The sequence below is a fragment of the Sphingobacterium pedocola genome (assembly GCF_015209965.1).
Classification (GTDB): Bacteria; Bacteroidota; Bacteroidia; order Sphingobacteriales; family Sphingobacteriaceae; genus Sphingobacterium; species Sphingobacterium pedocola.
In genome coordinates, this window is sequence record NZ_MU158692.1 from 170,396 (window position 1) to 195,779 (window position 25,384).

At 39.3% G+C, this 25,384-nt stretch carries 27 protein-coding genes; 18 read left to right on the forward strand and 9 right to left on the reverse strand.

The window, feature by feature from the left end; genetic code table 11:
- Positions 1–57 precede the first annotated feature (57 nt).
- The 8 genes from C4F40_RS18885 to C4F40_RS18920 all read left to right on the forward strand — a co-directional run bounded on the left by C4F40_RS18885 (position 58) and on the right by C4F40_RS18920 (position 8,674).
- Positions 58–1,746 carry a lamin tail domain-containing protein gene (locus C4F40_RS18885; protein ID WP_196940981.1) on the forward strand — a complete coding sequence of 563 codons (1,689 nt, stop codon included), beginning with the start codon at positions 58–60 and terminating at the stop codon, positions 1,744–1,746.
- Between the two features lie 121 nt (positions 1,747–1,867).
- Positions 1,868–2,815 (forward strand): NAD-dependent epimerase/dehydratase family protein, encoded by a 948-nt coding sequence (locus C4F40_RS18890; RefSeq protein ID WP_196940982.1) that lies wholly within the window; start codon positions 1,868–1,870, stop codon positions 2,813–2,815.
- A gap of 4 nt (positions 2,816–2,819) precedes the next feature.
- Entirely contained in the window at positions 2,820–3,545 is a 726-nt protein-coding gene (locus C4F40_RS18895; protein ID WP_196940983.1) for a YebC/PmpR family DNA-binding transcriptional regulator, read from the forward strand.
- 71 nt (positions 3,546–3,616) lie between these two features.
- A complete protein-coding gene (locus tag C4F40_RS18900; protein WP_196940984.1) occupies positions 3,617–4,594 on the forward strand; it encodes a hypothetical protein in 978 nt (325 codons plus the stop codon).
- A 14-nt stretch (positions 4,595–4,608) separates the two neighbouring features.
- Positions 4,609–5,352, forward strand: a complete 744-nt coding sequence (locus tag C4F40_RS18905; RefSeq protein ID WP_136818915.1) for a DeoR/GlpR family DNA-binding transcription regulator — start codon at positions 4,609–4,611, stop codon at positions 5,350–5,352.
- A gap of 36 nt (positions 5,353–5,388) precedes the next feature.
- Positions 5,389–6,861, forward strand: coding sequence for a lipopolysaccharide biosynthesis protein (locus C4F40_RS18910; RefSeq protein WP_196940985.1), 1,473 nt, complete (start codon positions 5,389–5,391; stop codon positions 6,859–6,861).
- 137 nt (positions 6,862–6,998) lie between these two features.
- Positions 6,999–7,775, forward strand: a complete 777-nt coding sequence (locus C4F40_RS18915) for a class I SAM-dependent methyltransferase (protein WP_196940986.1) — start codon at positions 6,999–7,001, stop codon at positions 7,773–7,775.
- An 8-nt stretch (positions 7,776–7,783) separates the two neighbouring features.
- Complete coding sequence (locus C4F40_RS18920) at positions 7,784–8,674, forward strand: glycosyltransferase family 2 protein (protein ID WP_196940987.1); 891 nt, start codon at positions 7,784–7,786, stop codon at positions 8,672–8,674.
- Positions 8,675–8,693: 19 nt separating this feature from the next.
- Here the strand turns inward: C4F40_RS18920 and C4F40_RS18925 are convergent, their stop codons facing one another.
- A complete protein-coding gene (locus C4F40_RS18925) occupies positions 8,694–9,617 on the reverse strand; it encodes a glycosyltransferase family protein (protein WP_196940988.1) in 924 nt (307 codons plus the stop codon).
- 478 nt (positions 9,618–10,095) lie between these two features.
- Between C4F40_RS18925 and C4F40_RS18930 the strand changes: the two genes are divergently transcribed.
- From C4F40_RS18930 to trhO, 4 genes are all read left to right on the forward strand, one after another.
- Positions 10,096–10,323 carry a hypothetical protein gene (locus tag C4F40_RS18930; RefSeq protein WP_196940989.1) on the forward strand — a complete coding sequence of 76 codons (228 nt, stop codon included), beginning with the start codon at positions 10,096–10,098 and terminating at the stop codon, positions 10,321–10,323.
- Positions 10,324–10,375: 52 nt separating this feature from the next.
- Complete coding sequence (locus C4F40_RS18935) at positions 10,376–11,143, forward strand: glycosyltransferase family 2 protein (protein ID WP_196940990.1); 768 nt, start codon at positions 10,376–10,378, stop codon at positions 11,141–11,143.
- Positions 11,124–11,360: a DUF3820 family protein gene (locus C4F40_RS18940; RefSeq protein WP_136900424.1), complete on the forward strand. Its 237-nt coding sequence runs from the start codon at positions 11,124–11,126 to the stop codon at positions 11,358–11,360. The genes C4F40_RS18935 and C4F40_RS18940 overlap by 20 nt, the downstream gene beginning before the upstream one ends.
- Before the next feature lie 71 nt (positions 11,361–11,431).
- On the forward strand, positions 11,432–12,418 hold the full coding sequence (gene trhO, locus C4F40_RS18945; protein WP_196940991.1) for an oxygen-dependent tRNA uridine(34) hydroxylase TrhO: 987 nt from the start codon (positions 11,432–11,434) through the stop codon (positions 12,416–12,418).
- A 31-nt stretch (positions 12,419–12,449) separates the two neighbouring features.
- On the opposite strand, the gene trmB is transcribed toward trhO, so the two are convergent.
- On the reverse strand, positions 12,450–13,103 hold the full coding sequence (trmB, locus tag C4F40_RS18950) for a tRNA (guanosine(46)-N7)-methyltransferase TrmB (protein WP_196940992.1): 654 nt from the start codon (positions 13,101–13,103) through the stop codon (positions 12,450–12,452).
- 55 nt (positions 13,104–13,158) lie between these two features.
- On the opposite strand from trmB, the gene C4F40_RS18955 reads away from it, so the two are divergent.
- On the forward strand, positions 13,159–14,088 hold the full coding sequence (locus tag C4F40_RS18955; RefSeq protein WP_196940993.1) for a GDP-L-fucose synthase family protein: 930 nt from the start codon (positions 13,159–13,161) through the stop codon (positions 14,086–14,088).
- Here the strand turns inward: C4F40_RS18955 and C4F40_RS18960 are convergent.
- From C4F40_RS18960 to C4F40_RS18970, 3 genes are all read right to left on the reverse strand, one after another.
- Positions 14,085–14,603, reverse strand: coding sequence for a hypothetical protein (locus tag C4F40_RS18960; protein WP_196940994.1), 519 nt, complete (start codon positions 14,601–14,603; stop codon positions 14,085–14,087). The genes C4F40_RS18955 and C4F40_RS18960 overlap by 4 nt on opposite strands.
- Entirely contained in the window at positions 14,584–15,054 is a 471-nt protein-coding gene (locus C4F40_RS18965) for a phage holin family protein (RefSeq protein WP_196940995.1), read from the reverse strand. Before C4F40_RS18965 ends, C4F40_RS18960 begins: the two co-directional genes overlap by 20 nt.
- 86 nt (positions 15,055–15,140) lie before the next feature.
- Positions 15,141–15,410, reverse strand: coding sequence for a YtxH domain-containing protein (locus tag C4F40_RS18970; protein ID WP_196940996.1), 270 nt, complete (start codon positions 15,408–15,410; stop codon positions 15,141–15,143).
- A gap of 360 nt (positions 15,411–15,770) precedes the next feature.
- Here C4F40_RS18970 and C4F40_RS18975 point away from each other — a divergent pair, with 360 nt between their 5' ends.
- Positions 15,771–17,309: a YifB family Mg chelatase-like AAA ATPase gene (locus C4F40_RS18975; protein ID WP_196940997.1), complete on the forward strand. Its 1,539-nt coding sequence runs from the start codon at positions 15,771–15,773 to the stop codon at positions 17,307–17,309.
- Here the strand turns inward: C4F40_RS18975 and C4F40_RS18980 are convergent.
- Genes C4F40_RS18980 through rsfS form a run of 4 tightly spaced genes read right to left on the reverse strand, consistent with a single transcriptional unit; the run spans position 17,306 to position 21,110 of the window.
- The gene (locus C4F40_RS18980) at positions 17,306–17,935 is read right to left on the reverse strand and encodes a rhomboid family intramembrane serine protease (protein WP_196940998.1); all 630 of its coding nucleotides are present in this window, start codon (positions 17,933–17,935) and stop codon (positions 17,306–17,308) included. The two genes, C4F40_RS18975 and C4F40_RS18980, sit on opposite strands and share 4 nt — an antisense overlap.
- A gap of 6 nt (positions 17,936–17,941) precedes the next feature.
- Complete coding sequence (locus C4F40_RS18985) at positions 17,942–18,589, reverse strand: LutC/YkgG family protein (protein ID WP_196940999.1); 648 nt, start codon at positions 18,587–18,589, stop codon at positions 17,942–17,944.
- A 41-nt stretch (positions 18,590–18,630) separates the two neighbouring features.
- Complete coding sequence (gene ftsH / locus C4F40_RS18990; RefSeq protein WP_196941000.1) at positions 18,631–20,700, reverse strand: ATP-dependent zinc metalloprotease FtsH; 2,070 nt, start codon at positions 20,698–20,700, stop codon at positions 18,631–18,633.
- 35 nt (positions 20,701–20,735) lie between these two features.
- Positions 20,736–21,110, reverse strand: a complete 375-nt coding sequence (gene rsfS, locus C4F40_RS18995) for a ribosome silencing factor (RefSeq protein ID WP_196941001.1) — start codon at positions 21,108–21,110, stop codon at positions 20,736–20,738.
- 44 nt (positions 21,111–21,154) lie between these two features.
- Between rsfS and C4F40_RS19000 the strand changes: the two genes are divergently transcribed.
- The 4 genes from C4F40_RS19000 to pfkA all read left to right on the forward strand — a co-directional run bounded on the left by C4F40_RS19000 (position 21,155) and on the right by pfkA (position 25,353).
- Positions 21,155–21,928, forward strand: coding sequence for a biotin--[acetyl-CoA-carboxylase] ligase (locus C4F40_RS19000; RefSeq protein WP_196941002.1), 774 nt, complete (start codon positions 21,155–21,157; stop codon positions 21,926–21,928).
- Positions 21,929–22,031: 103 nt separating this feature from the next.
- Positions 22,032–22,484, forward strand: coding sequence for a protein-disulfide reductase DsbD domain-containing protein (locus tag C4F40_RS19005; protein WP_196941115.1), 453 nt, complete (start codon positions 22,032–22,034; stop codon positions 22,482–22,484).
- Positions 22,485–22,561: 77 nt separating this feature from the next.
- Positions 22,562–24,271, forward strand: a complete 1,710-nt coding sequence (locus C4F40_RS19010; RefSeq protein ID WP_196941003.1) for a protein-disulfide reductase DsbD family protein — start codon at positions 22,562–22,564, stop codon at positions 24,269–24,271.
- Between the two features lie 107 nt (positions 24,272–24,378).
- Positions 24,379–25,353, forward strand: coding sequence for a 6-phosphofructokinase (gene pfkA / locus C4F40_RS19015; protein ID WP_196941004.1), 975 nt, complete (start codon positions 24,379–24,381; stop codon positions 25,351–25,353).
- Positions 25,354–25,384: the final 31 nt, after the last annotated feature.

The window sequence follows — 25,384 nt, forward strand, 5'->3', positions numbered from 1 at the left end:
CGATTAGGTATATTTACGCTATCTCTATTGTTAACCAATTATAAGATTGAACTATACATGATATTTTTAGAGAACATATTTTTTCTCCGTTTAAAATGGATTTTAATACTGTTTGCACTGATTGCCAAGACTGATGATTTAAAGTCCCAATCCAATATATTAATCATAAATGAAATAATGGCCAACCCGTCGGTTGGAGAGCTCCCAAACCACGAATATATTGAGTTGCTCAACATTGGCGACAGAACCATAAACATTTCCGATTACACACTATCTATATCAAATACGACCATAGTATTACCCGAATATCTTTTACCCCCTAGTCAATATGTATTATTATGCAGTCAGACAGCTCAACCATTTTATGAAAAGTTTGGGAATAGTTTGGCTTTAGACAAATGGCCGTCCCTCACCAATAGCGGAACCAGCATCATCTTAACAGGAGAAAATAACATAGATCAAGTTAATTACACAGACAGTTGGTACAAAAATTCCAGCAAAAAAAATGGTGGATGGAGTCTTGAACGTATTAATGCCAACTTTCCATGTAATTTCGCATTGAGTTGGCGCGCATCCGAAGCTCTGTCGGGTGGCACCCCATGTAAACCGAACTCGATAGCTGACCGATCTTATATTCCCGAAATTGAGATTTCATCATCGAAAATAGAAGACAGTATGATCACATTGACCTTCAACATTCCGAAAGCTTATCTTGAAAATTTAGAAAGGGATCTATTTGTAATAGATAATAACGTCGGATCGCCCACAAAAATGGAATGGAAAAGCAATACAGACAGTTTATTACTAATTTTCAATTCTGCGTTTGCCGAGTCTTTTGATTATACACTTACCTTATTTCCTTTTAGTTGGTGTGGAAATAATTCTTCTGAAAAAAAGCAACATCTATTTTTACCGGGGGATGTTGCTTTTAACGATATTATCATTAATGAAGTCCTTTTCAATCCAAAAAATAACGGAGTAGATTTTGTAGAGATATATAATCAATCCAATAATATTGTTGATCTTCAAAACTGGAAACTTGGAAATCGTACCATTACGGCAAATCGCCTGTTGTTGTACCCACAACAGTATCTAGTCTTTACAACGGATAAAAATAATATTCTGAAAAATTATCCATCCGCGTTATCCGGAAATATTGTTGAGATAAGAAGCCTTCCTCCTTATCCCAATGAGCAGGGAAACGTCACACTTTTTTCTGATCGTATTTTAGTGGATTCGCTCTACTACTCCTCCAATATGCACCAACCCTTCTTAACGAACGTAAAAGGCATATCGCTGGAAAGGCAATCCTTTCAAGCACCTACAAATAGTGCGCAAAACTTTGCATCCGCATCGACAATAGTAGGCGGAGCGACTCCTGGATATCTTAATTCCACAAATGTGGATAATTTTTTTCAAAAAAATAAGGTTTATTTAACCTCGAAAACGATGTCTCCTGATAACGATAATTTTGAGGATTATTTGGAAATCAACTATGAATTGTCACCTCCTAACATTATGCTTAATGTAACAATATTTGATGACCAAGGGAGACAAATCAACCGATTGATTCGTAATCAAAGTGCAGGTGGCTTTGGAAAAATCCAGTGGGATGGAAGATCCGAGAACGGGCAAATTTCACCCTCGGGACTCTATATTTATAGAATGGAGACATACGATCAAAAAGGGAACTACGACGTGCACAGTGGAGCTTTTGCACTCACTCGGAAATCGCTTGGTTATTGACGGAAACGCAATAAAAGACATATCTTTGCAGCAATGAAACCTGCACGAGCTATCGCTCAAAAAATAAATAAACAATACAGCTCATGCAAGCTTCATCACCTTTAAACGGCAATTTATTTAGATGAAAGAAACAATTATTATTCTTGGCGCCAACGGCCAAATTGGGACGGAATTAGCACAAGCTTTAAGAAAAAAATTTGGAAGTCTACAAGTCATTACTTCAGATATACGTGAACCACAAATTTTAAGCGAAAATGAAATTTTCGAACCTGCTGACGTTCTCGATAAAGACGGTCTTAGGTCTCTTTTTCTGAGACATAAGCCTACTCAAATCTATTTATTAGCGGCAATTCTGTCGGCTACGGGTGAACAGTACCCTCAAAAAGCTTGGGATCTCAATATGAATGGATTATTGAATATATTAGATATTGCAGTTGAATTAGGTATAAAAAAAATTTTCTGGCCTAGCTCAATAGCCGTTTTTGGTCCACATTCGCCTAAAAAAGATACCCCCCAGTATTGTATAATGGACCCCAATAGTATTTATGGCATTTCCAAATTGGCCGGTGAACGACTTAGCGAATATTACCACAACAAACATGGATTAGATATACGCAGCATTCGATATCCCGGTATTATTTCTTGGAAAACACAACCTGGAGGCGGAACGACTGATTATGCGATTCATGTGTTTTTTGAAGCTATACGAACTGGTAAATATGAATGCTTCTTGTCAGAAGACACGGCACTACCGATGATGTATATGGAAGATGCTGTACGTGCCACCATACAGCTCATGGATGCTCCAGCAGAGAATTTAACCATCCGATCGAGCTACAATTTAGCGGGCGTAAGTTTCACTCCTCGTGAGATTGCGAAAGAAATTAAAAAAATTCTTCCTAATTTTGAGATGTCTTATAAAGAGGGTGATCCTCGTCAAGCAATTGCCAACTCCTGGCCCCAAAGCATTGAAGATGATTATGCGCGTAAAGATTGGAACTGGGAACTAGAATTTGATTTGGAGGCTATGGCGAAGGACATGATCAATAATCTTAAAACAAACGGATAATAAAATGGGTAGAGCTTTTGAATTTAGAAAAGAAAGAAAATTTAAACGCTGGGCTAAAATGGCGGTTCAGTTCACACGGTTAGGTAAAGAAATTGCAATCGCCGTGAAAGAAGGTGGTCCACATGCAGATAATAATTCTCGACTACGCACCGCTATTCAAAATGCCAAGGCAGTAAACATGCCTAAAGATCGTGTTGAAGCCGCGATAAAAAGAGCTTCTGAAAAAGACTCCAAAGGTTACGAAGAGTTTGTTTACGAAGGATACGGCCCGCATGGGGCACCTATACTAATCGAAACAGCCACAGATAATACGAATCGTACAGTTGCTAATATCCGAAGCTATTTCACCAAGGCAGGAGGATCCCTCGGCAAGACAGGATCTCTGGATTTCATCTTTCAACGTAAGTCCATGTTCCGCTTCCCTGCAGCGGAGGAATTGGACGTAGAAGAATTGGAACTTGAATTGATTGATGGTGGGTTGGAAGAACTATACGTGGAATCAGATGAAGAAGGAAATGATATAGTGGTCTTGCAGACTTCTTTCGAAGATTTTGGTAATATGCAGAAATTGCTGGAAGAAAAAGGAATAGAAGTAACTTCTGCGAAGTTGGAACGAATTTCACTAACGCATTCGTCCTTGACAGAAGAACAAGCCGTAGACGTGCTAAAACTGATCGACAAGATCGAAGACGACGATGATGTGCAAGCGGTATATCATAATATGGATTAAATTGTCTTTACAATTCGTTACATTTGTGAATGCTGACCTTCGAAGATTTTTTTGTTAGGAAAAAAATTGATTTGACTGCTTTAAAGCAGTCTAATTTACCGCTTTACGAAGAATTCAAAAGCCACTACATTGCTATGGGCGAAAAAAGCTTTGATCATACCAAAAAATTTTGGTTTAACAGACTTCGAAAAAATTATAGGTTACAAGAAGTAGAAAGCCCTAAGCGAATAACTATCCCTACTACACCTGCGGCGCAATCTGATGTAAAGAAGGGAAGCAACGATCCTGTATTAGTAACTGAACCTACCGACACAGCATCTAAAACAGTAGCTTCTGCAGCGGATCCGATTAACGAGCAACAAGAAGTTAAGAAGCCGACAGGTTTCAAACCCCGGTTCAAAACAGGCATAACGAAATCCGCTACCACTGAGCCAACTACGGGAGAAGATAAGGCAACTGAAAACAAAACTTCCGAGGAATCCTCGGTTACCAGTAAGCCCACGGGATTCAAGCCGCGTTTCAAAACTGGTGTAACAAAATCCGCTGCTCCGGAAAACTCTGCGGAAGAAGACGCCGAAAATAAAACTTCAGATGAATCCTCGGTTACAAGTAAACCCACGGGATTCAAGCCGCGTTTCAAAACTGGTGTAACAAAATCCGCTGCTCCGGAAACCTCTGCGGAAGAAGATGCCGAAAATAAAACTTCAGATGAATCCTCGGTTACAAGTAAACCCACGGGATTCAAGCCGCGTTTCAAAACTGGTGTAACAAAATCCACTACCGCCGAAACATCTACGGAAGAAGATGCCGAAAATAAAACTTCAGATGAATCCTCGGTTACAAGTAAACCCACGGGATTCAAGCCGCGTTTCAAAACTGGTGTAACAAAATCCACTACCGCCGAAACATCTACGGAAGAAGAAAAAAACGCTAAAAACAAGGTTTCGGAAGAAATTACTGCTGCAAATAAACCTACAGGGGTCAAACCTCGATTCAAAGCCGGGATAACCAAACCGCCAGACTCCAATACTAAAACAAATGATCAATAATAAAACACGTTCTCATGCTTAAAGAAGAAAGACAGGCCTACATCGTTCATCAAATAAATCTGCACAATAAGGTGCTTTCATCAGATCTAAGTGTCCAACTGAATGTCTCTGAAGATACTATTCGAAGAGACCTGAATGAGTTAGCCGAAAACGGACAAGTCATCAAAGTGTATGGTGGAGCACTTTCAAAATCTTTTCAATTTCCTTTCCAAGAAGGAAATGTGTATGCAAAAGAAGGTAAAAAAGAAATTGCAAGCAAAGCGTTATCGCTGATCACAAATGGCATGACTGTTTTAATTGGAGGCGGTACAACAATGATAGAATTAGCCCGTCTTATACCGAATGACATACAATGCACTTTCTTTACAATCAGTCCTCTTGTAGCTCTCGAATTGGCTGAAAAGGAAAACATCGAAGTCATTCTAATTGGCGGAAAGTTATCTAGAAATACGAATATCGTTACCGGTTCACAAGTAATCAACGAATTAGCAGATATACGTGTCGATCTTTGCTTACTGGGGACAAACAGTCTTTCCGTCGAAGAAGGTATTACAGATTCAGATTGGGAAGTTGTACAGATCAAACGTGCAATGATCAAATGTTCTAAACATGTTGCGATTTTAAGTATCGCGGAAAAACTGAATTCTAATCAAAAAATGCGCGTGGCGCCTCTTAAAGACGTAAGCTATTTAGTTACCGATCTGCACCCTTCTGATAAGTCATTGAAAGAATTTGAAAAGTATTTATCTGTTGTGTAGCAAGTTATTTCCCATAAGTACTATTTTTGTGCTAATATGAGCAATAACGAGATTCCTTTAAAACAGAAAACGATAAAGGGATTTTTATGGGGCGGTATAGCAAATGGCATTCAACAAGTACTCGCCTTACTGTTTGGGATTGTTCTTGGGCGTATCCTCATGCCCGAAGATATGGGGATCGTTGGCATCCTTACTATTTTCTCTACGGTATCTGCTGCGTTCATGGAATCTGGCTTCGGCAGCGCATTGATGATAAAGAAAAACATCAAACAAGAGGATTATAACGCAGTGCACTGGCTCTGCATAGCGATTGGAACTGGCCTCTACCTTGTATTTTTTATTGCAGCACCATTCATTGCTGATTTTTATGATATCCCTGCTCTAGCCACCGTGGCCCGCGTTTCGTTCTTAAACTTCTTTATAAGTAGCTTCGGAATAGCTCATAGCGCTTATCTAAACCGAAATCTGCTCATGCGCGAGCGGGCATTATCGACAACCGTTGCGGTATTCATCGGTGGAATATGTGGGATCACTACTGCTTTTTATGGATTAGGATATTGGTCACTGATTATCCAAAACCTAGCCTATTGTATAATGACAAGTTCGGGATTTTTCTATTATTCTGGCTTCCGTCCCACACTCCATTTTAATTTTAAGCCTATTCAATCCATGTTCCAGTATAGCAGTAAACTCTTGATCACGAACGTCTTTATCAACATAAACAATAATTTCTTAACAAGCATCCTCGGTAAATTTTTTCCGACAGCCACCGTCGGACAGTTCAATCAGGCTAACAAATGGAACTTGATGGGGCAAACCTTCATTGTGAGCATCAACAACAGCTTGATACAACCATTGATGTCCGAAATATCACGAACAGACAAACTTCGGCAAACGCGTGTGTTCCGCAAATTACTTTCCTTTGTATCTTTTATTACCTTCCCGTTGATGTTTTGCTTATCCTTTACGTCACATGAATTCATCCTTATTCTTATCGGCGAAAAATGGCTAGCCTCGGCCGATTATCTTCGCATTATCGCCTTCGGAGGAGCGTTTGCCGTAGCAAGCAATGTGTTTGCCAACTACATCCTAAGCCGTGGGCGATCGACCATCTATATGTGGAATATCATTTGCTTCGGTATGTTACAAATCGCGCTGTTTTTATTACTGAAAAGCCATGGTATCATGTATTTGCTTTACGCATACACAGCTCTCCAGATAATCTGGCTTAATACGTGGTATTTTATCTGTAGACATCAATTGCAATATCACTATTATTTTTTATTTAAAGATGTCTTTCTTTTTGCTGCCGCGGCGGCGTTAAGCCTATTTATAACAAATTTATGGGCTAGCCCTATCGATCATATTTATCTCCGATTTATTGCTAAGGTAGCCGGATTGCTAGGTATTTACCTCTTTTTACTTTTTATGACTAAATCAGATATCCTATCGGAAGTGATCTCTTTCTTGAAAGAAAAGCTTATAAATAAGAAAAACACGAATAAATAATCGGCTATGACGGATGTGCTTAACCACAAAGTCGCTGTTTGCTTTTAGTTGTCAAAAGTGATTATTTTTTATAATTTCGGGTCTATTTACCGTTATCGGAATATAATTGGGCCTGTCGGTAAATCAAATTTTATAAAATGAATGATTTAGAAAAGTATTTCTACAACAATAACGACAAGCTGATCCATAAGTGGCTTCACTATTTTGACATATATGACCGGCACTTTAGCCGGTTCAGAAATAAAGAAATAACGATCGTCGAAATAGGCGTCTATCAGGGTGGAAGTCTGCAGATGTGGAAGAATTATTTCGGTGACAAAGCTAAAATCTACGGCATTGATATCAACCCTAATTGTAAGGATCTGGAAGAAGAAAACATCAAGATACTTGTTGGCTCCCAAGCGGACAGAAATTTCCTAAGAAAGGTAAAACAGACAATTCCACCGATCGATATCCTCATCGATGATGGAGGGCACACGATGCTCCAGCAAATTATCACCTTTGAAGAGCTGTTCGGACACGTGAAGAATAACGGTGTTTATCTTTGCGAGGACCTGCATACTTCTTATGAGGTGGATTACGGAGGCGGATACAAGCGAAACGGTACATTCATCGAATATAGCAAAAACTTTATAGATTATATCAATGCCTACCACTCCGAGCAACGGGCATTGAAGGTAAGTGGATTTACACAGTCTGTGGATTCCTTACATTATTATGATAGCGTACTGGTTGTCGAAAAAAAGGAAAGGAAAACCCCGACAGATATGAAAACCGGTAGACAATCGATCGAAAATTATCTTGCAGACCAAACGAGTTTTGATAAACTAAAGTGGAAGATTAAAAAGCCTGCTTTAACGGTAATCAACAAATTTCTACGTTCTTTGAGAATCAAGGGTTTTATTTGGAGATAACGAATGGCATGAAGCGTGTTTTAAGCATTATCGTTACGTATAACTTCGAACCTTGGTTGGATAAATGTTTATCCAGTCTTTTGCATTCCTCCTATCCTGCCGACCTTATCGTTATAGATAATGCTTCTATAGATAATACTGTCGAACGGATACGTCAAAACTACCCCCAGGTAATTCTCCTCGCAAGTAGAATAAACCTAGGCTTCGGCAAAGCAAATAATTTAGGATTCGAATATGCGCTTGATAAAGGCTATGACCTCGTCCTTCTAGTGAACCAAGACGCGTGGGTACAATCAAGCTGCCTAGCCTCTTTAATGGAAAAACCTTACCCCAAAGACATCGGCATCATTTCGCCAATGCATTATGACGGAACCGAACAGGTACTCGACAAGGGTTTTGCTGATTATATGCAACAGATGAACACCGATCAAGACCTTGTTATCCCTCCGTTTGTAAATGCTGCCTTTTGGCTTATACCGCTATCTATACTGAAAGAGGTGGGAGGTTTTTCTCCTTTGTTCTATCATTATGGCGAGGATAATGACTATGTACACCGTTTGCATTATCATGGTTATAAAATAGCGGTAAACCGTAAGGCGATCGCTTACCATGACCGGCAAAATAGAACATCAGATGGTAGCAAAAAGGCATTTTTCAAGAGAGAGTTCGTCTATTTTTTGACCGAGTACGCCAATATCAACTATAGCTTCCCTAAGGCTTTTACATATGCCGTGCTCGCCTCGGTAAAAAAATCGCTGCAGGCCATACACAAAGACCGACGTGCCTTTGTTGCCTATCTTAAAGTTGCTCTTAAGCTAATTATGGAAACAAGAGCCGTAGCCACAACCCGACGAAGGAACAAAAAGATCAATAATACATATTGGCGCAAGAGCCTTTAACTTTTCTTAACAAGAAAAATCACCCCCTTCTATTGGTAAGTCGATGAAAAATTTTATTTCTGATAAATCGTACCCCGCGTTCGGCAAAGCTCCCCTTCCTATCTTTGAAGTATTTTTTTAGCGCTCGGTATCCTTCTTCTGACTCCATCACTTCGGACGGGAATCGTTCAATAGGTTCACTGCGGAGTGTAGTAGCAAACATCTCGCTTATTTCAGAATGCACGCCCGTACCATCATGCCCGATGTTTTCGATAAGCGATTGATTTGGAGACAAAGCTAGTCCGCCGCGTAGAAAGACGCTTGCATACCAGCGGACCGCCCAAGAATCAACTTTTCCTGCCTTCTGTTGTTGTATCTGCCGCCAAAAATTCATGGTATGATCAAAAGTAAAATCGTTCACCTTTTTCTTGTCGAATTGTCGGATGATTTCATCTATATCTGCTTCGAAATAATCCCACGCTCGCTTCCAGGTTGCCCAAGCTTGACTGGCTGTGTACCTGGTAAAAAAAACTTCAGCCAAATGAGTCCGTTCCAACTCATATATATATCCGCCGATGTGCATGACCGTTTCTTCGTCTTCATACCATGTCAAGGCTCGATTAAAATAGGGCAGGGCATGCTCCGACAGCAGCACATCGTCTTCCAATACAATAGCTTTGCCATGCTCGTCGATAACTTTGGTGACGCCATCAACGACGTTCTTTGCCAATCCCCAATTTACTTCGCGTTCAATAATGTGTACACTTTTGAAGTCCCGAGGAGCGTTGATTACTGCACGGACTTTGTCTACAGCGGCTTTAACAGCGTTATTCCTTGCTCCATCGGAAAAAATATACAGTATACTACTTTGGGCCAGCGGGCTTTTTTCCAACTCATCTAGTGTTCTTCTAGTATGATCGGGCCTATTATATACGAACAGAATAATCGGACTTAGTTTATCCATGACTTGCTTTTTCGAAAATTACACTTACAAATATAAATAAATCAGAGATCTCGCATCCCCGGTAACAGGGCACGCACCAACCTACTGATCTCCTGCCGTCAACGTTTCATCAAAGTTGCCCACAGCTTCATAAAAATCCGCTAGCTGTTCGTTCAAGTCGGTATAATCATCAATTTGTGTATTCATGTCCTCATAGATTCAAAGATACTAAATTTTGTCTTTAATATCGGATTTTGTCTATGATCCCCGGGGTCAACACATTTAAATTTGGTTAAAAGTTGGATCAAGTACCTGTTGTCCCAACCTGCCTTTAGCCTTTTGTTACCAAGGATTTTTATGCGCACCGAAAGGAAACATGGTTCAACGCTTGATACATTGCCTGATTAAAAAATTTGGGAGGAATATTCTTGAAAATTAAGTATCTTTGAGTTTGTGCAAAAAAAATAAATTGTAGTACGGCTCTAAAATAAACAAGGTTATGGCAACACTTTCATTTGAAATAGAATCTTCAGAGGTTTCTGAAATCCGAACAGTGTTGAAAGTCCTTGGAGCAAAAAAAATAAAAATCGTACAACAGGATGGCGCGCACATGAGCAGGAATGAGTTTTTTGAAAAAATCAACTCCCCTATTAAAGCCATTGAGAATGGAAAGGGAACCTTGATCAAGAGCAAAGAAGAGTTAACGAATTTCTGGGACAGCCTATGAACTATGACATCGTTTAAGATCCTTATTTTGATTCTATCTGTATACGATAATTATGACAATAATTAATCCCGCTACGCCCAAAGTCTCCATTGTCACGGTTGTCTACAACGATGTCCGAGGGATCGAATACACTATCCGCTCGGTCATGAAACAAACCTATGCCGAATTGGAATATATTATTGTGGACGGGCTTTCAACGGACGGTACGCTGGATATGATAGATCGATACCGGGAAGAGGTGTCTATACTCATCTCAGAAAAAGATAACGGCATTTATGATGCGATGAATAAGGGGCTTGCTGCCGCCACCGGCGACTATATTCTGTTCCTCAATTCCGGAGATGAATTATATGAAGACATGACACTGGAAAAAATCTTTTCTTCGGCGGAGAATGCGGACATTTATTACGGAGAAACGAAACTGATCGGCGAGAAGCGCGACATCATTGGCGACCGCCGGCATAAAACACCCGAACGTTTCGACTGGAAATCATTTCGTTATGGTATGAATGTGTGCCATCAAGCTATCTATGTGAAACGGGAGATTGCAGAGCCTTATGATCAGCAGTATCAATTGAGTGCAGATATCGATTGGGTAATACGTGCGGCGAAAAAGGCTAAAACTACGGTAAATATTCATCAATATGTAGCGAAGTATCTGGTGGGCGGCGTGTCGCAAAAGAGACATCAACAAAGTCTTAGGGAGCGCTATAAAATTTTAAAAAAACACTATGGAACTATTCCCAACATCATAAATCATAGCATCATTGCATTTCGCTTACTCAAACACCGCATCATACATGGCAAAACAAGAGAATGATTTTTTTAATCCTGAACTACTAATAGAGCTAGCCAATTCGAAAATGCCATTCGGAAAATATCAAGGATGGTTACTATGTCGTTTGCCGGAGCCTTATCTAGTTTGGTTTCATAAAAAAGGATTTCCTCCCGGAAAATTAGGAATCCAGCTGGCTACTTTATACGAAATCAAACTGAATGGCCTTGAGTATCTCTTAACGCCCCTAATTAAGAAGTAATATTTTTTTCCTACCTTTGTTCGCAGATTTTTTTAACATTAAACGCCGTTTGCAGCGGTATCAATGAATATATGGCACTATATAAAACATTGCTGTACTACTGTTACAGCCCTATCGAACATGCAGAGCAATTTGCTGCAGACCATTTAGAATTTTGTAAATCACTAGGTCTAGTTGGTCGAATTATCGTTGCCGACGAAGGACTAAATGGCACAGTGTCTGGCACAGCAGCATCGTGTCAAGCTTATATGGACGCTGTGCACGCTGATGCCCGTTTTGCAAAAACAGATTTTAAAATTGACAACGTAGAGGAACCTTCCTTTATTAAGATGCATTGCCGTTATAAATCTGAGATCGTACACTCTGGACTTCGAAATCCCGAAATAATTGATCCCAACAAACAAACCGGTGTACATTTAGAACCCACCGAGTTTATGGAGATGAAAGACCGTGATGATGTCATCGTGCTGGATGTACGGTCTAATTACGAACACAATGTCGGTCGTTTTAAAAATGCAGTAACGCTAGACATCGAAAATTTCAGGGAATTTCCAGAGAAAGTTAAGGAACTGGAACAATACAAAGGCAAAAAGATTTTGACCTACTGTACAGGAGGGATCAAATGTGAAAAAGCTTCCGCTCTCCTATTACAAGAAGGATTTGAAGAAGTATATCAGTTGCATGGCGGAATTATTAAATATGGCAAAGAGGCCGGCGGAAAAGATTTTGAAGGAAAGTGCTACGTTTTCGATAACAGAGTGACCGTTGATGTTAACAACGTAAATCCCGTTGTCGTCTCCACGTGTAGAAACTGTGGCACAACAACCCCTAAAATGATAAATTGCGCAAGTGCTGAATGCAACGAGCACTTTACACAATGCGATGAATGCGGATGGGAAATGGAAGGTTGTTGCTCAGATGAGTGCAAATCAAATCCGCATAAACGTGAATATGATGGAACAGGATATTATGTAAAAGTACCTCAACCGGTAAACGTTGAAAAAATAAGCAAACGTAAGCATAAAAAATTTCCGTCTAAAGACCAAGTCAATCTATAACCTCAAAGCGTCTATGATAGATGCTTTGGCATTATGCCTTAAACGTCCACTGAACGTAATTTATATTCTTATCAACAGCGAGATATTTTCGCTCATAGTATGTTTTAATAGACAATACTTCATCTACTAGATTCGACTTGTACAGGTCTGCTGTTTCCTTATTTTTGGGGGTCTCCAAAAGCGCTAATTGCTCCAGTGTATAGGCATAAAATCCGTCGTTGTCCGTTTTTAGATGCATAATTCCTTCTTCTTTAAGAACAAGCTGGTAACGCTCTAAAAACTTAGGATTTGTTAATCTCTTCTTTTCTCTGCTATCTTGTGGTTGAGGATCAGGGAATGTAATCCATATTTCCGACACTTCGTTTTCTTCAAAGAATTCTAAGATTTTCTCAATTTGGATACGCAAAAATCCCACATTGGCAATTCCTTCCTCCAAAGCCGTTTTTGCACCTCTCCAAATACGGTTTCCTTTGTAATCTATTCCGATAAAGTTTCTTTCTGGAAACAACTTTGCCAAATTAACGGTATACTCTCCTTTGCCACATGCCAGTTCCAAAACTAAGGGCTTATCATTTCCGAAGAATTCGGAAGACCATTTTCCTTTATATCCAAGACCTGCATCCAATTGAACAACATTTTTGAAGGTTGCTACTTCTGCAAATTTTCTTAACTTATCCTTACCCATACCAAATATTAAGTCGCAAAAATAACCTTATATTTGCAGGAATCAATAATTTATCGTGGAAAAAGAAGCTAAAATATTTGTTGCGGGGCATAGAGGAATGGTCGGTTCAGCTATTCACCGCAGATTAATAGAGTTGGGATATACAAACATCCTAACTCGAACCTCTAAGAAGTTAGATCTTAGAAATCAAACCGAAGTTGCCAATTTTTTTGCTCAGGAAAAACCCAAATACGTTTTTTTAGCTGCCGCAAAAGTGGGCGGAATTATGGCAAATAATATTTATCGCGCTGATTTCATCTACGAAAATCTTGCTATTCAGAACAACGTAATTCATCAATCATACGTAAACAACGTTCAAAAATTAATGTTTTTAGGTTCTTCGTGTATTTATCCCAAATTAGCTGCCCAGCCTCTTAAAGAAGACTATTTATTAACAGGCACGTTAGAACCTACTAATGAGCCTTATGCGATCGCAAAAATAGCAGGCATCAAAATGTGTGAATCCTATCGCGCACAATACAATTGTAATTTCATCTCCGTCATGCCAACTAATTTATACGGTATAAATGACAATTATCACCCACAAAATTCGCACGTTTTACCAGCTTTAATTCGTCGCTTTCACGAGGCGAAAGAAAATAATTATCCACAGGTTACCATATGGGGCACAGGCACTCCCCTTCGTGAATTTCTGTTTTCCGAAGATCTTGCTGATGCTTGTGCTTTTTTGATGGAGAACTATGATGGAGAACAGTTCGTGAATATTGGGATTGGTAGCGATATTAGTATCAAAGATCTTGCTTTACTGATAAAAGATGTCATCGGATATCACGGTGAGATCACATTTGATTCCTCCAAACCGGATGGCACACCCCGAAAACTAATGGATGTATCCAAACTTCATAGCCTTGGTTGGAAACACAAAACCCCTTTGAAAGAAGGGATTAAACGTGCATATATTGATTTTAAAGAAAAAGAACTTTAATAAGTCTTACTACTTGGCGGAATACCAAAATTAATAACATCCGGTTCATCCTCTAGTGGAGGTACATCGTTGTGCTTCTTTTTCTTCTTTGGTTTTACGAACTCGGTTACCTTAGATATAGCGGATATCACGCTGTTTTGGTTAATCTGTCCTGCTGCAGTTTCAGAAGCCAGTAATACTAAAGATTTTTTCAACCAACCTGACCCTTTAAGAAGCGTTTTATTTAACACAAGTGGTAATCCTAATTGCAGCGTACGGGTAAACCAATCCGAACGACTGCCTTGTTTTATCTCATTCTCCGACTCTCCCTCAGACATCAGAGAAATCAAACCCTTTACCAGTCCGTATCCTGGCACCCGCGATGTAATTGCGCTAAGTACACGATAAGGTGTTCCTACTTTTTTACGTAGTAGCGTGTATTGAGTGCTCAAATAAAACTCTTGTTCGTTTCTCAGCTTTTTCAAACGGGCAATCTCAGCCTTCAACTCATCAATATTATTTATTTTCGTACTCATGGTTCAAATCCTTTTTGATAATTTCTTTAACATCATCTTCAACCTTTTCGGCTAGATCCGCCAAATCCTGATCTGTATCTTCTCCCTCAAAATATTCATCATCCTCTTTCCATTTTCCCATCACTTTTTGAATCGTAATATCCATAAGTTTTGCCTCCAATTTCGGTTCAAAAAATTTAATCATTAGCAATAACACTAAAAAGATACCACCCGTTGCTAGAAAACCCAAAGAATAACTCCCCAAAAGCTCGCCTAAATAAAAACCTAAAGCCAACGAAAAGAAAAAAATGATTATCAATAATAAAACTAACTTACTTACATCTACTATCAATGCACCTATTATCCTCGACGACCTCGAAACGACCTTTAATTTAATTAAATCTATCCGGGTATCCACATATTCCTGGATCTTTTGGAAACTCCCCGAAAAAGAAAATTTTTGCTCTTCCATTCATTTGCTTTTTATAAAGAGCCATGTCTATTTATTACATGGCTCTTTAGATTGAATACACACCCTACTATTTTTGTCACTTTATTTTAGGCATGTTCTTCTATTTCGTCTTCTAAGATAACTTCAGCTTTCGAAAGTTTCGTCTTCACTACCGAAACAATTTTCTCTTTAAAATCATTCAACTGATCAAGTTGTTCTTCGGCTCTTTCCTTCAAAGCTTCGCCCAAATCAGCTAAAGATTCGTTAATCTTGTCTCTCGTTTCAGTTCCCTTCTCTGGCGCAAACAAAACGCCTAATACAGCTCCTGCAGCAAGTCCTGCTAGCAAAGCTGCTACAATTTTTCCGCTATCGTTCATTACTATTCAAAATTTATTTGTACTAATCCATTCTATATTAGTAAACAACTAAAACCTAAAATCGTTTAATTTATTTACATTTTCGTTGTTCACCCCCTTAAGTTACAACTTTTGTTGAATTTCAGCAAAAACAAAACGTGATTTCGAAAATAATTTTGATTCATCGTGGACTGTAGTATAACCTATTTAAACCCAACAGGCTAAGTATAATATAAAATCCGCGAATATATTAGTCCTCCACGTTATCGAATTCAACACATACACGTTCCGCTCTACATAAATTTCGAATAATAGAGGAGGGATATATTTGCATGTAACAGCAATTTTCCCTAAGTTTAAGAAACCAATTTAATTAGCTACATGTTGGTAAAAACCTTTGGAAGCGCCGTTTATGGAATTGAAGCAACAACGATTAATGTAGAAGTAAATATTTCTACAGGCACGAAGTACTATATAGTGGGTCTGCCCGATAATGCTGTTAAAGAAAGTTGGCAACGTATCGAAAGTGCCATTATGGCAATAGGGTTGCGAATGCCTCGGCAAAAAATAGTAGTCAACTTAGCTCCCGCGGATATTCGCAAGGAAGGTTCCGCGTACGACCTTAGTATTGCGATCGGAATACTGGCAGCATCTGGACAGCTTCTGAACGAAGAAATATCGAAATATATTATCTTAGGAGAACTTTCGCTAGACGGATCTATCCAACCCATAAAGGGAGCTTTGCCTATTGCTATTCAAGCAAAGGCAGATGGTTTTAAAGGTATTATTCTACCTACTGCCAACGCCCGAGAAGCAGCGATCGTCTCGGAGTTAGATATCCTAGGTGTAGACCGTTTAGATCAAGTCGTTGGTTTTTTTGGAGGGAGAGAGCGTATTTCCACTACAGTAGTTAACATTGATGATGAATTTACCCATAAAATAAATAATTACGAAGTAGATTTCGCAGACGTAAAAGGACAGGAAAACATTAAGAGGGCTTTAGAAATTGCCGCAGCCGGAGGGCATAATGTTATTTTGATAGGCCCTCCAGGGGCGGGGAAGACAATGCTAGCTAAACGATTGCCTACTATTTTACCCCCTTTAACCATAGAAGAGTCACTCGAGACAACAAAAATCCATTCCGTGGCGGGAAAATTTTCTGCTTCTGAAGCATTGATGACTATAAGGCCATTCCGTTATCCACACCATACTATTTCGGATGTAGCACTGGTAGGAGGAGGTGCAAATCCGCAACCAGGTGAAATCTCTCTGGCACATAACGGGGTTTTATTCTTAGATGAGCTACCTGAATTCAAAAGAACGGTGCTTGAAGTCATGCGACAACCATTAGAATCCCGAAGTATTAGCATTTCAAGGGCTAAATTTACAGTGGAATATCCCGCCAGCTTTATGTTGATTGCTGCAATGAATCCATGCCCGTGCGGATATTTCAATCATCCTGATAGAGAATGTATTTGTGGTAGCACGGTAGTGCAACGGTATCTCAGTAAAATTTCCGGACCTCTTCTTGACCGTATTGATTTACATGTGGAAGTTACTCCCGTCGAATTCAAAGAATTATCAAATGAACGATTAGCGGAAGATAGCGGTGTTATTCGTCAACGCGTCATTGCGGCAAGAAAGCTTCAGGAGAGACGCTTTGAAAATAATCCACACGTGCACAGCAATGCGCAAATGAATTCCAAATCGGTACGCAATATTTGTCTTCTTGATGATACGGGAAAGAAACTATTGCAAACAGCAATGGAACGCCTTAACCTCTCTGCCAGAGCATATGATCGCATTCTAAAAGTCGCACGCACGATAGCCGATATGGAAAGTTCAGAAAGGATTCAAACGGCTCATATTGCTGAAGCTATCCAATTTAGAAGTTTAGATAGAGAAAATTGGATGGGTTAAAACTGCTCGACAAAATGTCGTATTATCCATGGATACAATAATATCGTAATTAAAACGCCTGCTAAGGCACCAAATAAATGCGCATCGTGATTGATGCGATCGTTTGAATTTTTGGAAGCCCAAATACAATATATTATATATAAAACGGCAAATACATAGGCCGGCATAGGTATAACCATGAAAATACCCAGCATCGCTTTCGGTTGAAATAAAATATAACTAAAGAGCACTGCTGAAATAGCACCGGAAGCCCCTAAACTATGATAGCTTGCATTATTTTTTTGCTGAACAATTGTTGGAATATCACTTAATACCAAACTTACAATATACAACAACGCAAAATAAAAGTGACCAATAGGACCACTTGCCAACACAAAGAAATGCTCTAACGCGAACCCAAAAAAGTAAAACGTAAACATATTGAACAATAAATGCCCCCAGTCGGCATGAATTATTCCGCTTGTAAATATGGTATAAAGCTTTGTCTTATCACGATGTATGCTATAGGGATGTAACATCATTGTTCCGTACATCTGCGGATTTGAAAAAACATAAATACTGGTTGCTATGGTAATAGCAAATATAATACTGGCTACAGGGGTAGCATACAAATATTCTAAAATCATATAATATTAAAATCGGTCTTCAACTAGAAATACATACAGTTCTTTAGGTCCATGTGCACCAAGTACGAGCATCTTTTCGATATCCGCTGTGCGGCTAGGCCCGGTAATAGTCGTGATCATTGATGGTAATTCACTACCATATTTTTCTTTAACCTGCAAAAAAGCATGTTTAATATCCATTACCAACTGAGAAGCTTTAGCAAATACAATATGGATAGGCGGATAAATACTCAAACGACGGCCTCCGGCATTTGCATTTGAAATCATAATACTTCCATTGCGAGCTATTAAGGATTCACATGTAGTAATACTTGCTTCGGCCTCTCCGAAATTACTGTCTGAAGTTATCATTGGAAAACCGTAATGCCTCAACAATTTTTGAATTTCAGGTTCCCAAACATGAATTTTGGTAACATTTAACTGTTCTATCAAGGCAATCAAATTCTCAATAATGGAAATTTCACCATCACAATAAACAAAATTACCTGCTGCTGCTGTAAATTCTTTAGCAAAAGTAACATCCAACGGCTCATCTTCATCTTTATAAAGAGGAGCATCTTCAAAGTCAGGATAGGGGTTATCTCGCTTCTGCAATAAAGCCTGTCTTATCTGCTTCAGCATTCGCTCTTTAGCGGTCGTATTTCTGATATTCATGACTAAAAAGTAGGTGCACTGTAATCACAGTGCACCTCATTTTAACTATTTTCTTCGTTTATTTTTGGAACTTCTGGATTTACCGTATCCTCAGGTATCGGCGGCAAAGGTAGCTCAGTAGGAGGAACTCCCCCGCCGTCAGCACCGCCGTTTACAAATTCATCATAAGTGGTACGGTTGGAAAAGGGTCGCTTTCCTAATATTTCTTCCAAATCCGCTTGGAATAGGATTTCCTTTTCCAGTAATTTTTCAGCAATCTTAACCAAACCATCTTGTTTGTCTAACAATAATGATTTAGTGCGATCGTAAACACTCGAAATTAAAACGCGAACCTCTTCATCAATCAATTCAGCCGTTTGATCCGAGTAAGGCTTCTGGAATTGCGACTCACCTCCACTGTCTCTAAAGGAAACATTTCCAACCTTCGAATTCATACCATATACGGCCGTCATTGCATAAGCTAACTTCGTGATTCGTTCTAAATCATTTTGAGCACCGGTACTAATACGGCCGAAGGTAATGTCTTCCGCTACACGGCCACCCATCGTCATACTCATACTGTCCAAAAGCTGCTCTGTTGTATAAAGGAACTGTTCTTTGGGTAAATATTGCGCATAACCCAACGCCGCTACACCACGTGGAACAATCGAAACCTTCACCAAAGGATCTGCATGCTCCAAGTACCAACCTGCGATAGCATGCCCAGCTTCATGATAAGCCACAATTTTCTTCTCTTCTGGCGATATAATCTTATTTTTCTTTTCTAAACCACCAATTACTCTGTCCACCGCATCTTGAAAATCCTGCATATCAATTGCTGGTTTTCCTTTACGGGCAGCAATTAAAGCGGCCTCATTACAGACATTAGCAATTTCCGCTCCTGCAAAACCAGGAGTTTGAGCAGAAAGTTTCTTAGCATCTACCTCTTCCGCCAATTTTAATGGTTTAAGGTGAACATTAAATATTTGTTCGCGCCCAATTAAATCAGGCTTATCTATTGAAACTTGTCTATCGAAACGGCCCGGACGCAACAATGCAGAGTCCAATACATCTAAACGATTAGTAGCCGCCAGTATAATTACGCCAACGTTTGTACCGAATCCGTCCATCTCCACCAACAATTGGTTTAACGTATTTTCGCGCTCGTCGTTGCCGCCCATTACTGAATTCTTACCACGCGCACGACCAATTGCATCGATCTCATCAATAAAAATAATACACGGAGCTTTCTCCTTCGCCTGTTTAAATAAGTCACGCACGCGTGAAGCACCAACACCAACAAACATCTCTACAAAGTCCGATCCGGATAAGGAGAAAAAAGGCACCTGAGCCTCGCCCGCTACAGCCTTTGCTAACAAGGTTTTACCTGTTCCCGGAGGACCTACAAGTAACGCACCTTTGGGAATCTTACCTCCTAAATCAGTATATTTTTTTGGGTTCTTCAAGAAGTCGACAATCTCCATCACCTCCTGTTTTGCTTCTTCCAGTCCGGCGACATCGTTGAATGTAATATTTATTTGCGATTCCTTATCGAATAACTGTGCTTTCGATTTACCAATATTAAAAATTTGGCCGCCAGCACCTCCTCCGCCTCCATTCATTCGACGCATCAGGAACATCCAAAGTGCTACAATAATGACCAAAGGTAATATGAAAGAGACGAAGAATCCACTCCATGGACTATTCTTACTTCCATATTCTACCGTCACTTTATTTATACCTTCTGGTAACTTTTCTTGAGATGCATTTAGCTTTGATTCAAATATCTGATCCGAGCCCAATGTAAAAATATATTGAGGCCCTGATGATTGAGAAACCATCAAATTGTTCTCCGATGGAGCCACATCTTTATATTTTTCTTCTTTTAATTTATCTTTTTTGATATAAACCTGCACTTCTAATAGATCGTTACCTTTAAGCGCTACAAGCTTTTCAACATCACCAGTCAAAAGCATATTTTTTTCAAAATTTTCGTATGTGGTTTCTTTTGCACTACTACCACTGAATACGTACTGAAGTGCGAAAAAGCCTAATATCATCGCGATATAAAGCCACATCATGTTAAACTTCGGTGGAATAGGCGTTACTTTTTTATTTGGAATTTTCTTCATTATGTATCTATCAGTCTCTTATTTTATTATTTAACTTAAGCACTCTGGTAAGATTGTACTTCTGCGTCTCCCCACAAATCCTCGATGCGATAATGAGACCGTTTATCTGTTTTGAAAATATGTACCACAACATCCACAAAATCCAATAATACCCACTCTCCATTTCCGTGTCCTTCTTTATGCCAAGGATCTTGGCCTAAGGTCTTAAAAACCTCATCTTCCACACTTTTTGCGATTGCATTAACCTGTATATTAGAATCTGCGTGACAGATGACAAAATAATCCGAAATTGTTGCATTTACTTCTCGCATATCCAGTCTCACAATCTCATTACCCTTCTTCTCCTGCATCCCATGAACTACAATTTCCGCCAGTTTTGCAGACAATTCTGAATTTTTCTTTTTACTCATTAAGAATTATTATAGCTTTATTAACTCATTTAAATATTATTCTTTTGCAAAATAACACATTTTTCGGACATTCTAACGCTCAGGACATAATTGTTCTAGCCGAAACAACATCTACAAATGATTATTTAAAACAATTATTGTCAAATTTCACGCCATTAGAAGAGTACACTGCCATTATGGCAATAAAACAAACGGCAGGTAAAGGACAACGCGGTACTACTTGGATTGACGAACCGGGCGAAAGCTTAAGCGCAAGCTTCCTCTTATTACCCCCAAAGTTAACACCTCAAAAACAGTTCTATTTAACAATCATATCGAGTCTAGCGGTTTACGATATAGTTTCCACGTACACTGGTACGAAAGCTACTATAAAATGGCCAAATGACATCATGATCCTCAACAAAAAAATCGGGGGTATATTGATAGAGAACAAAATTTCGCATGCAAAGATTAAATACGCAATCATAGGGATAGGACTGAATGTATTTCAAACACAGTTTCCTAAAGAAATTTCCTTTAAAACGACCTCTCTGCATAAGGAAAAGCCTTCTCTGCAAACCACGATATCGTCTTTAGTGACCGAAATTCAAACCAAAATAAAATTTTACAATGAGATGTTACTAAACGAGCGATACGATGATTTATTAACCCTTTATAATCAATCTTTATTCCGAAGGGGCGTAGACGCTCTATTTACAGTAAAGGGAACGCCCGTGGAAGCTCGGATAGTACGAGTAGGTGAAGACGGATTGTTAGAAGTCGAGTACAAACAAAAAAACATAAAATACGATCTTAAGGATATAGCATATCAGCTATAACAAAAAAATTACTTGCTGATGGAAATGCTTAAATGTAATTTAGCATTAAACTTTTAAGTTTATACAAAGTCTTAAAACTAAGATTTAGATACGAAAAATGATGATGAAAAAAATTAGCTTACTTATCGTTGCTGTTTTAATAACAATGACTGGGGCATTCGCTCAAATTCACAATCCGGTAAAGTGGTCCGTAGCTTCAAAAAAACTGAATAGTAAAGAAGCAGTAGTATTTATTAAAGCGACCATTCAAAACGGCTGGCACATATACTCTCAAACTGTAGGAGAAGGCGGCCCTATCCCTACTTCCTTTGCATATAAAGCTTCTAAAGACTTTACGCTAAATGGCAAAACAGCAGAACCAAAACCAAAAACAAAATTCGAAGATGTCTTCAAAATGGACGTACCTTATTTTAGTACAGAAGTCGTATTTCAGCAGAAAGTGAAACTAAATACTTCGAAACCGACTTCGGTAAGTGGAACAGTAGAATTTATGGCTTGTGATAAAACACAATGTCTTCCCCCTGATGAATATAATTTTACAGTCACAATAAAATAATTACGACTCTAATAAAGTTTAAAAAGGCGGTTTAGTACTGCCTTTTTTTTATTTTTACCTAATTATATTTCTCGTTCATGAAAATCTACAAGTATCTTCTATTACTTACATTAACCGCATTCGCTGCTTCATCATTTACACTCTCCTTCGCTCAAGACGACACCCTGCTCTCTTTCGATAATATTGAATTTACCGACGGGGTAGCTACCGACACCAGTTCACTAGTGGAAGTTCCGGAAGACCTGGCTTTTTCGGACGGTACAGACAGCATCGATCAGGATGGGGGTAAAAATTCCGAAGCAACAACAACTTCGCTAGAAAACACAAACGAAAAAACGGAATCTCTCTGGGGCATTTTTATAGCAGGCTTGATTGGAGGCTTTGCCGCATTTTTGATGCCCTGCATTTTTCCAATGGTACCTTTGACTGTAAGTTTTTTTACAAAAAAGTCGGGCAGCAAAGCTCAAGCAGTAACGCAAGCCCTATTATATGGTATATTTATCATCGTTATCTATGTCGCACTGGGGATGCTTATTACAATAGCCTTCGGCGCGGAAGCCATGAATCAGATCTCTACCAATGGGGTATTCAATTTCCTATTCTTTCTACTTCTTGTCACTTTCGCGGCATCATTTTTTGGCGCTTTTGAAATTACCTTACCAAGTTCTTTCGTTAATAGAATAGATTCCAATTCAGATAAAGGCGGATTATTAGGGCTATTCTTTATGTCAGCCAGTCTTGCTGTCGTATCATTTTCCTGTACCGGCCCCATCATAGGAACGCTGTTGGTTGAAGCCGCTACGAAAGGCGAGCGTTTAGGACCTGCAATCGGTATGTTTGGCTTTTCATTAGCCCTGGCGATTCCATTTGTGTTATTTGCGATGTTTCCTTCCATGCTTAAATCGTTACCCAAATCAGGCGGCTGGTTAAATAGTATAAAAGTTATTTTAGGATTTTTAGAACTGGCGTTAGCGCTGAAATTCTTATCAAATGTAGACTTAGCCTACAACTGGCAATTGCTGGATCGGGAGGTTTTCCTCTCCCTTTGGATCGTCATATTTGGCTTAATGGGCTTGTATTTAATAGGTAAAATCAGATTTGCACATGACAGCCCCTTACAATATTTATCAGTTCCACGCACCATGCTAGCTATTATCGTATTCTCATTTGTCGTGTACATGGTTCCCGGACTATGGGGAGCACCATTGAGATCAATAGCCGCGTTCCTACCGCCTATCGGCACACAGGATTTTGACGTATCAGCAGGAATTGGGCAGAGCAATAACCACAATGCGGATGCCGCCAACAGGAAATATTATACCCATTTCCACAGTCGGGCTACTATAAAAGGATTCGATCCGTATTACGACTATGACGAAGCGCTAGCTGCAGCTCAGGCGCAGCGAAAGCCTTTATTAATCGACTTTACAGGGTGGACCTGTGTGAATTGTCGTAAAATGGAAGCAGGTGTATGGTCAAATCAGAAAGTAAAAGATCTCATCAACAACGAATTTATTTTGGTGGAATTATATGTCGATGAGCATGACCTAAAACTTCCGGAATCAGAACAATACGTATCACCTCAAACCGGAAAAAAAATTAATACAGTTGGGAAAAAGAATACGGATTTTCAAATCAGTAACTTTCATAGTAACTCGCAGCCTCTGTATGCAATCGTAGACAATAGAGGAGAGCTTCTGATTCCTTCCAGCGGAGCAAATTACGATATTGAAAAATATACGGAATACCTGCAATCTGGAATTGATGCTTATAAAGCTGCGAAATAATTATAACAACCGATTATAATTGTATTGCATATAAAAGCAAATTACGAATTGTATTTTTTTCCATTAGGTATTCGTGAATGCAAAGCATTTTATCTAAGTTTGAAGATATGAGTAAAATAAAAAACATAGCAGTTTTAACATCAGGAGGAGATGCACCGGGCATGAATGCGGGCATCCGTGCTGTGGTGAGAACAGGCATATATCACGGATTAAACGTTTTTGGAATAAAAAGAGGATATGATGGGTTGGTAAATGGAGAAATAATCGCCATGGATGCAAAATCTGTGGCCAATATCATCCAACGCGGTGGTACTGTTTTGAAAACAGCTAGAAGCGAAGAATTTAGAACTTACGAAGGACGTAAACAAGCATATGAAAACATAAAAACACTGAATATCGACGCCCTTGTGGTAATAGGTGGCGATGGTACTTTTACAGGCGCGTCTAAGTTCATTGAAGAATTTGATATTCCGATAATAGGTATGCCTGGTACGATCGATAATGATCTAGCGGGTACAGACTTCACAATTGGTTACGATACCGCGATCAATACTGTTGTCGATGCCGTAGACAAAATTAGAGATACAGCAGAATCTCATGACCGTCTATTTGTCGTTGAAGTGATGGGCCGTGACTCGGGATTAATTGCCTTACGGTCAGGCATTAGCACAGGAGCAGAAGCCGTTCTTATTCCAGAACTGGAAGTAGATTATGATGCAATTATGAAGCGTCTTGACAAATCACGCAAAAACAAATCTTCGCGCATCATCATCGTAGCGGAAGGAGATAAAGAAGGAGGATTAGTCGTAGCAGAAAAAATCAAATCAAACTTCCCGCACTACGACGTAAGGGTGTCGATATTAGGGCACATCCAGCGTGGGGGCAAACCGACCTGTATGGACCGCGTATTGGCAAGCCGTCTAGGTGTTGCGGCAGTAGAAGGGTTATTAGAAGGTAGACGCGGCGAGATGGCTGGGCTAATATGTGGCAACGTACAGTTTACTCCTTTCAATAAAGCTATAAAACACATTAATAAAATAAATACAAACCTCACACGAATAGTGGAGATTTTATCGCTATAAGAAAGTGAAAGGGCTTTAAAAACTTAAAGCC

What these genes read in the sequence shown, in the direction of transcription:
- C4F40_RS18960 (WP_196940994.1), bottom strand. Translation starts at nt 14,603, where the DNA reads ATGAGTACGAAAATAAATAATATTGATGAGTTGAAGGCTGAGATTGCC.
- C4F40_RS18905 (WP_136818915.1), top strand. Translation starts at nt 4,609, where the DNA reads ATGCTTAAAGAAGAAAGACAGGCCTACATCGTTCATCAAATAAATCTG.
- C4F40_RS18890 (WP_196940982.1), top strand. Translation starts at nt 1,868, where the DNA reads ATGAAAGAAACAATTATTATTCTTGGCGCCAACGGCCAAATTGGGACG.
- C4F40_RS19010 (WP_196941003.1), top strand. Translation starts at nt 22,562, where the DNA reads ATGAAAATCTACAAGTATCTTCTATTACTTACATTAACCGCATTCGCT.
- C4F40_RS18885 (WP_196940981.1), top strand. Translation starts at nt 58, where the DNA reads ATGATATTTTTAGAGAACATATTTTTTCTCCGTTTAAAATGGATTTTA.
- C4F40_RS18940 (WP_136900424.1), top strand. Translation starts at nt 11,124, where the DNA reads ATGGCAAAACAAGAGAATGATTTTTTTAATCCTGAACTACTAATAGAG.
- C4F40_RS18930 (WP_196940989.1), top strand. Translation starts at nt 10,096, where the DNA reads ATGGCAACACTTTCATTTGAAATAGAATCTTCAGAGGTTTCTGAAATC.
- trmB (WP_196940992.1), bottom strand. Translation starts at nt 13,103, where the DNA reads ATGGGTAAGGATAAGTTAAGAAAATTTGCAGAAGTAGCAACCTTCAAA.
- pfkA (WP_196941004.1), top strand. Translation starts at nt 24,379, where the DNA reads ATGAGTAAAATAAAAAACATAGCAGTTTTAACATCAGGAGGAGATGCA.
- ftsH (WP_196941000.1), bottom strand. Translation starts at nt 20,700, where the DNA reads ATGAAGAAAATTCCAAATAAAAAAGTAACGCCTATTCCACCGAAGTTT.
- C4F40_RS18970 (WP_196940996.1), bottom strand. Translation starts at nt 15,410, where the DNA reads ATGAACGATAGCGGAAAAATTGTAGCAGCTTTGCTAGCAGGACTTGCT.
- C4F40_RS18910 (WP_196940985.1), top strand. Translation starts at nt 5,389, where the DNA reads ATGAGCAATAACGAGATTCCTTTAAAACAGAAAACGATAAAGGGATTT.
- C4F40_RS18965 (WP_196940995.1), bottom strand. Translation starts at nt 15,054, where the DNA reads ATGGAAGAGCAAAAATTTTCTTTTTCGGGGAGTTTCCAAAAGATCCAG.
- C4F40_RS19005 (WP_196941115.1), top strand. Translation starts at nt 22,032, where the DNA reads ATGAAAAAAATTAGCTTACTTATCGTTGCTGTTTTAATAACAATGACT.
- rsfS (WP_196941001.1), bottom strand. Translation starts at nt 21,110, where the DNA reads ATGAGTAAAAAGAAAAATTCAGAATTGTCTGCAAAACTGGCGGAAATT.
- C4F40_RS18980 (WP_196940998.1), bottom strand. Translation starts at nt 17,935, where the DNA reads ATGATTTTAGAATATTTGTATGCTACCCCTGTAGCCAGTATTATATTT.
- C4F40_RS18920 (WP_196940987.1), top strand. Translation starts at nt 7,784, where the DNA reads ATGAAGCGTGTTTTAAGCATTATCGTTACGTATAACTTCGAACCTTGG.
- C4F40_RS18935 (WP_196940990.1), top strand. Translation starts at nt 10,376, where the DNA reads ATGACAATAATTAATCCCGCTACGCCCAAAGTCTCCATTGTCACGGTT.
- C4F40_RS18925 (WP_196940988.1), bottom strand. Translation starts at nt 9,617, where the DNA reads ATGGATAAACTAAGTCCGATTATTCTGTTCGTATATAATAGGCCCGAT.
- trhO (WP_196940991.1), top strand. Translation starts at nt 11,432, where the DNA reads ATGGCACTATATAAAACATTGCTGTACTACTGTTACAGCCCTATCGAA.
- C4F40_RS18895 (WP_196940983.1), top strand. Translation starts at nt 2,820, where the DNA reads ATGGGTAGAGCTTTTGAATTTAGAAAAGAAAGAAAATTTAAACGCTGG.
- C4F40_RS18975 (WP_196940997.1), top strand. Translation starts at nt 15,771, where the DNA reads ATGTTGGTAAAAACCTTTGGAAGCGCCGTTTATGGAATTGAAGCAACA.
- C4F40_RS18915 (WP_196940986.1), top strand. Translation starts at nt 6,999, where the DNA reads ATGAATGATTTAGAAAAGTATTTCTACAACAATAACGACAAGCTGATC.
- C4F40_RS18985 (WP_196940999.1), bottom strand. Translation starts at nt 18,589, where the DNA reads ATGAATATCAGAAATACGACCGCTAAAGAGCGAATGCTGAAGCAGATA.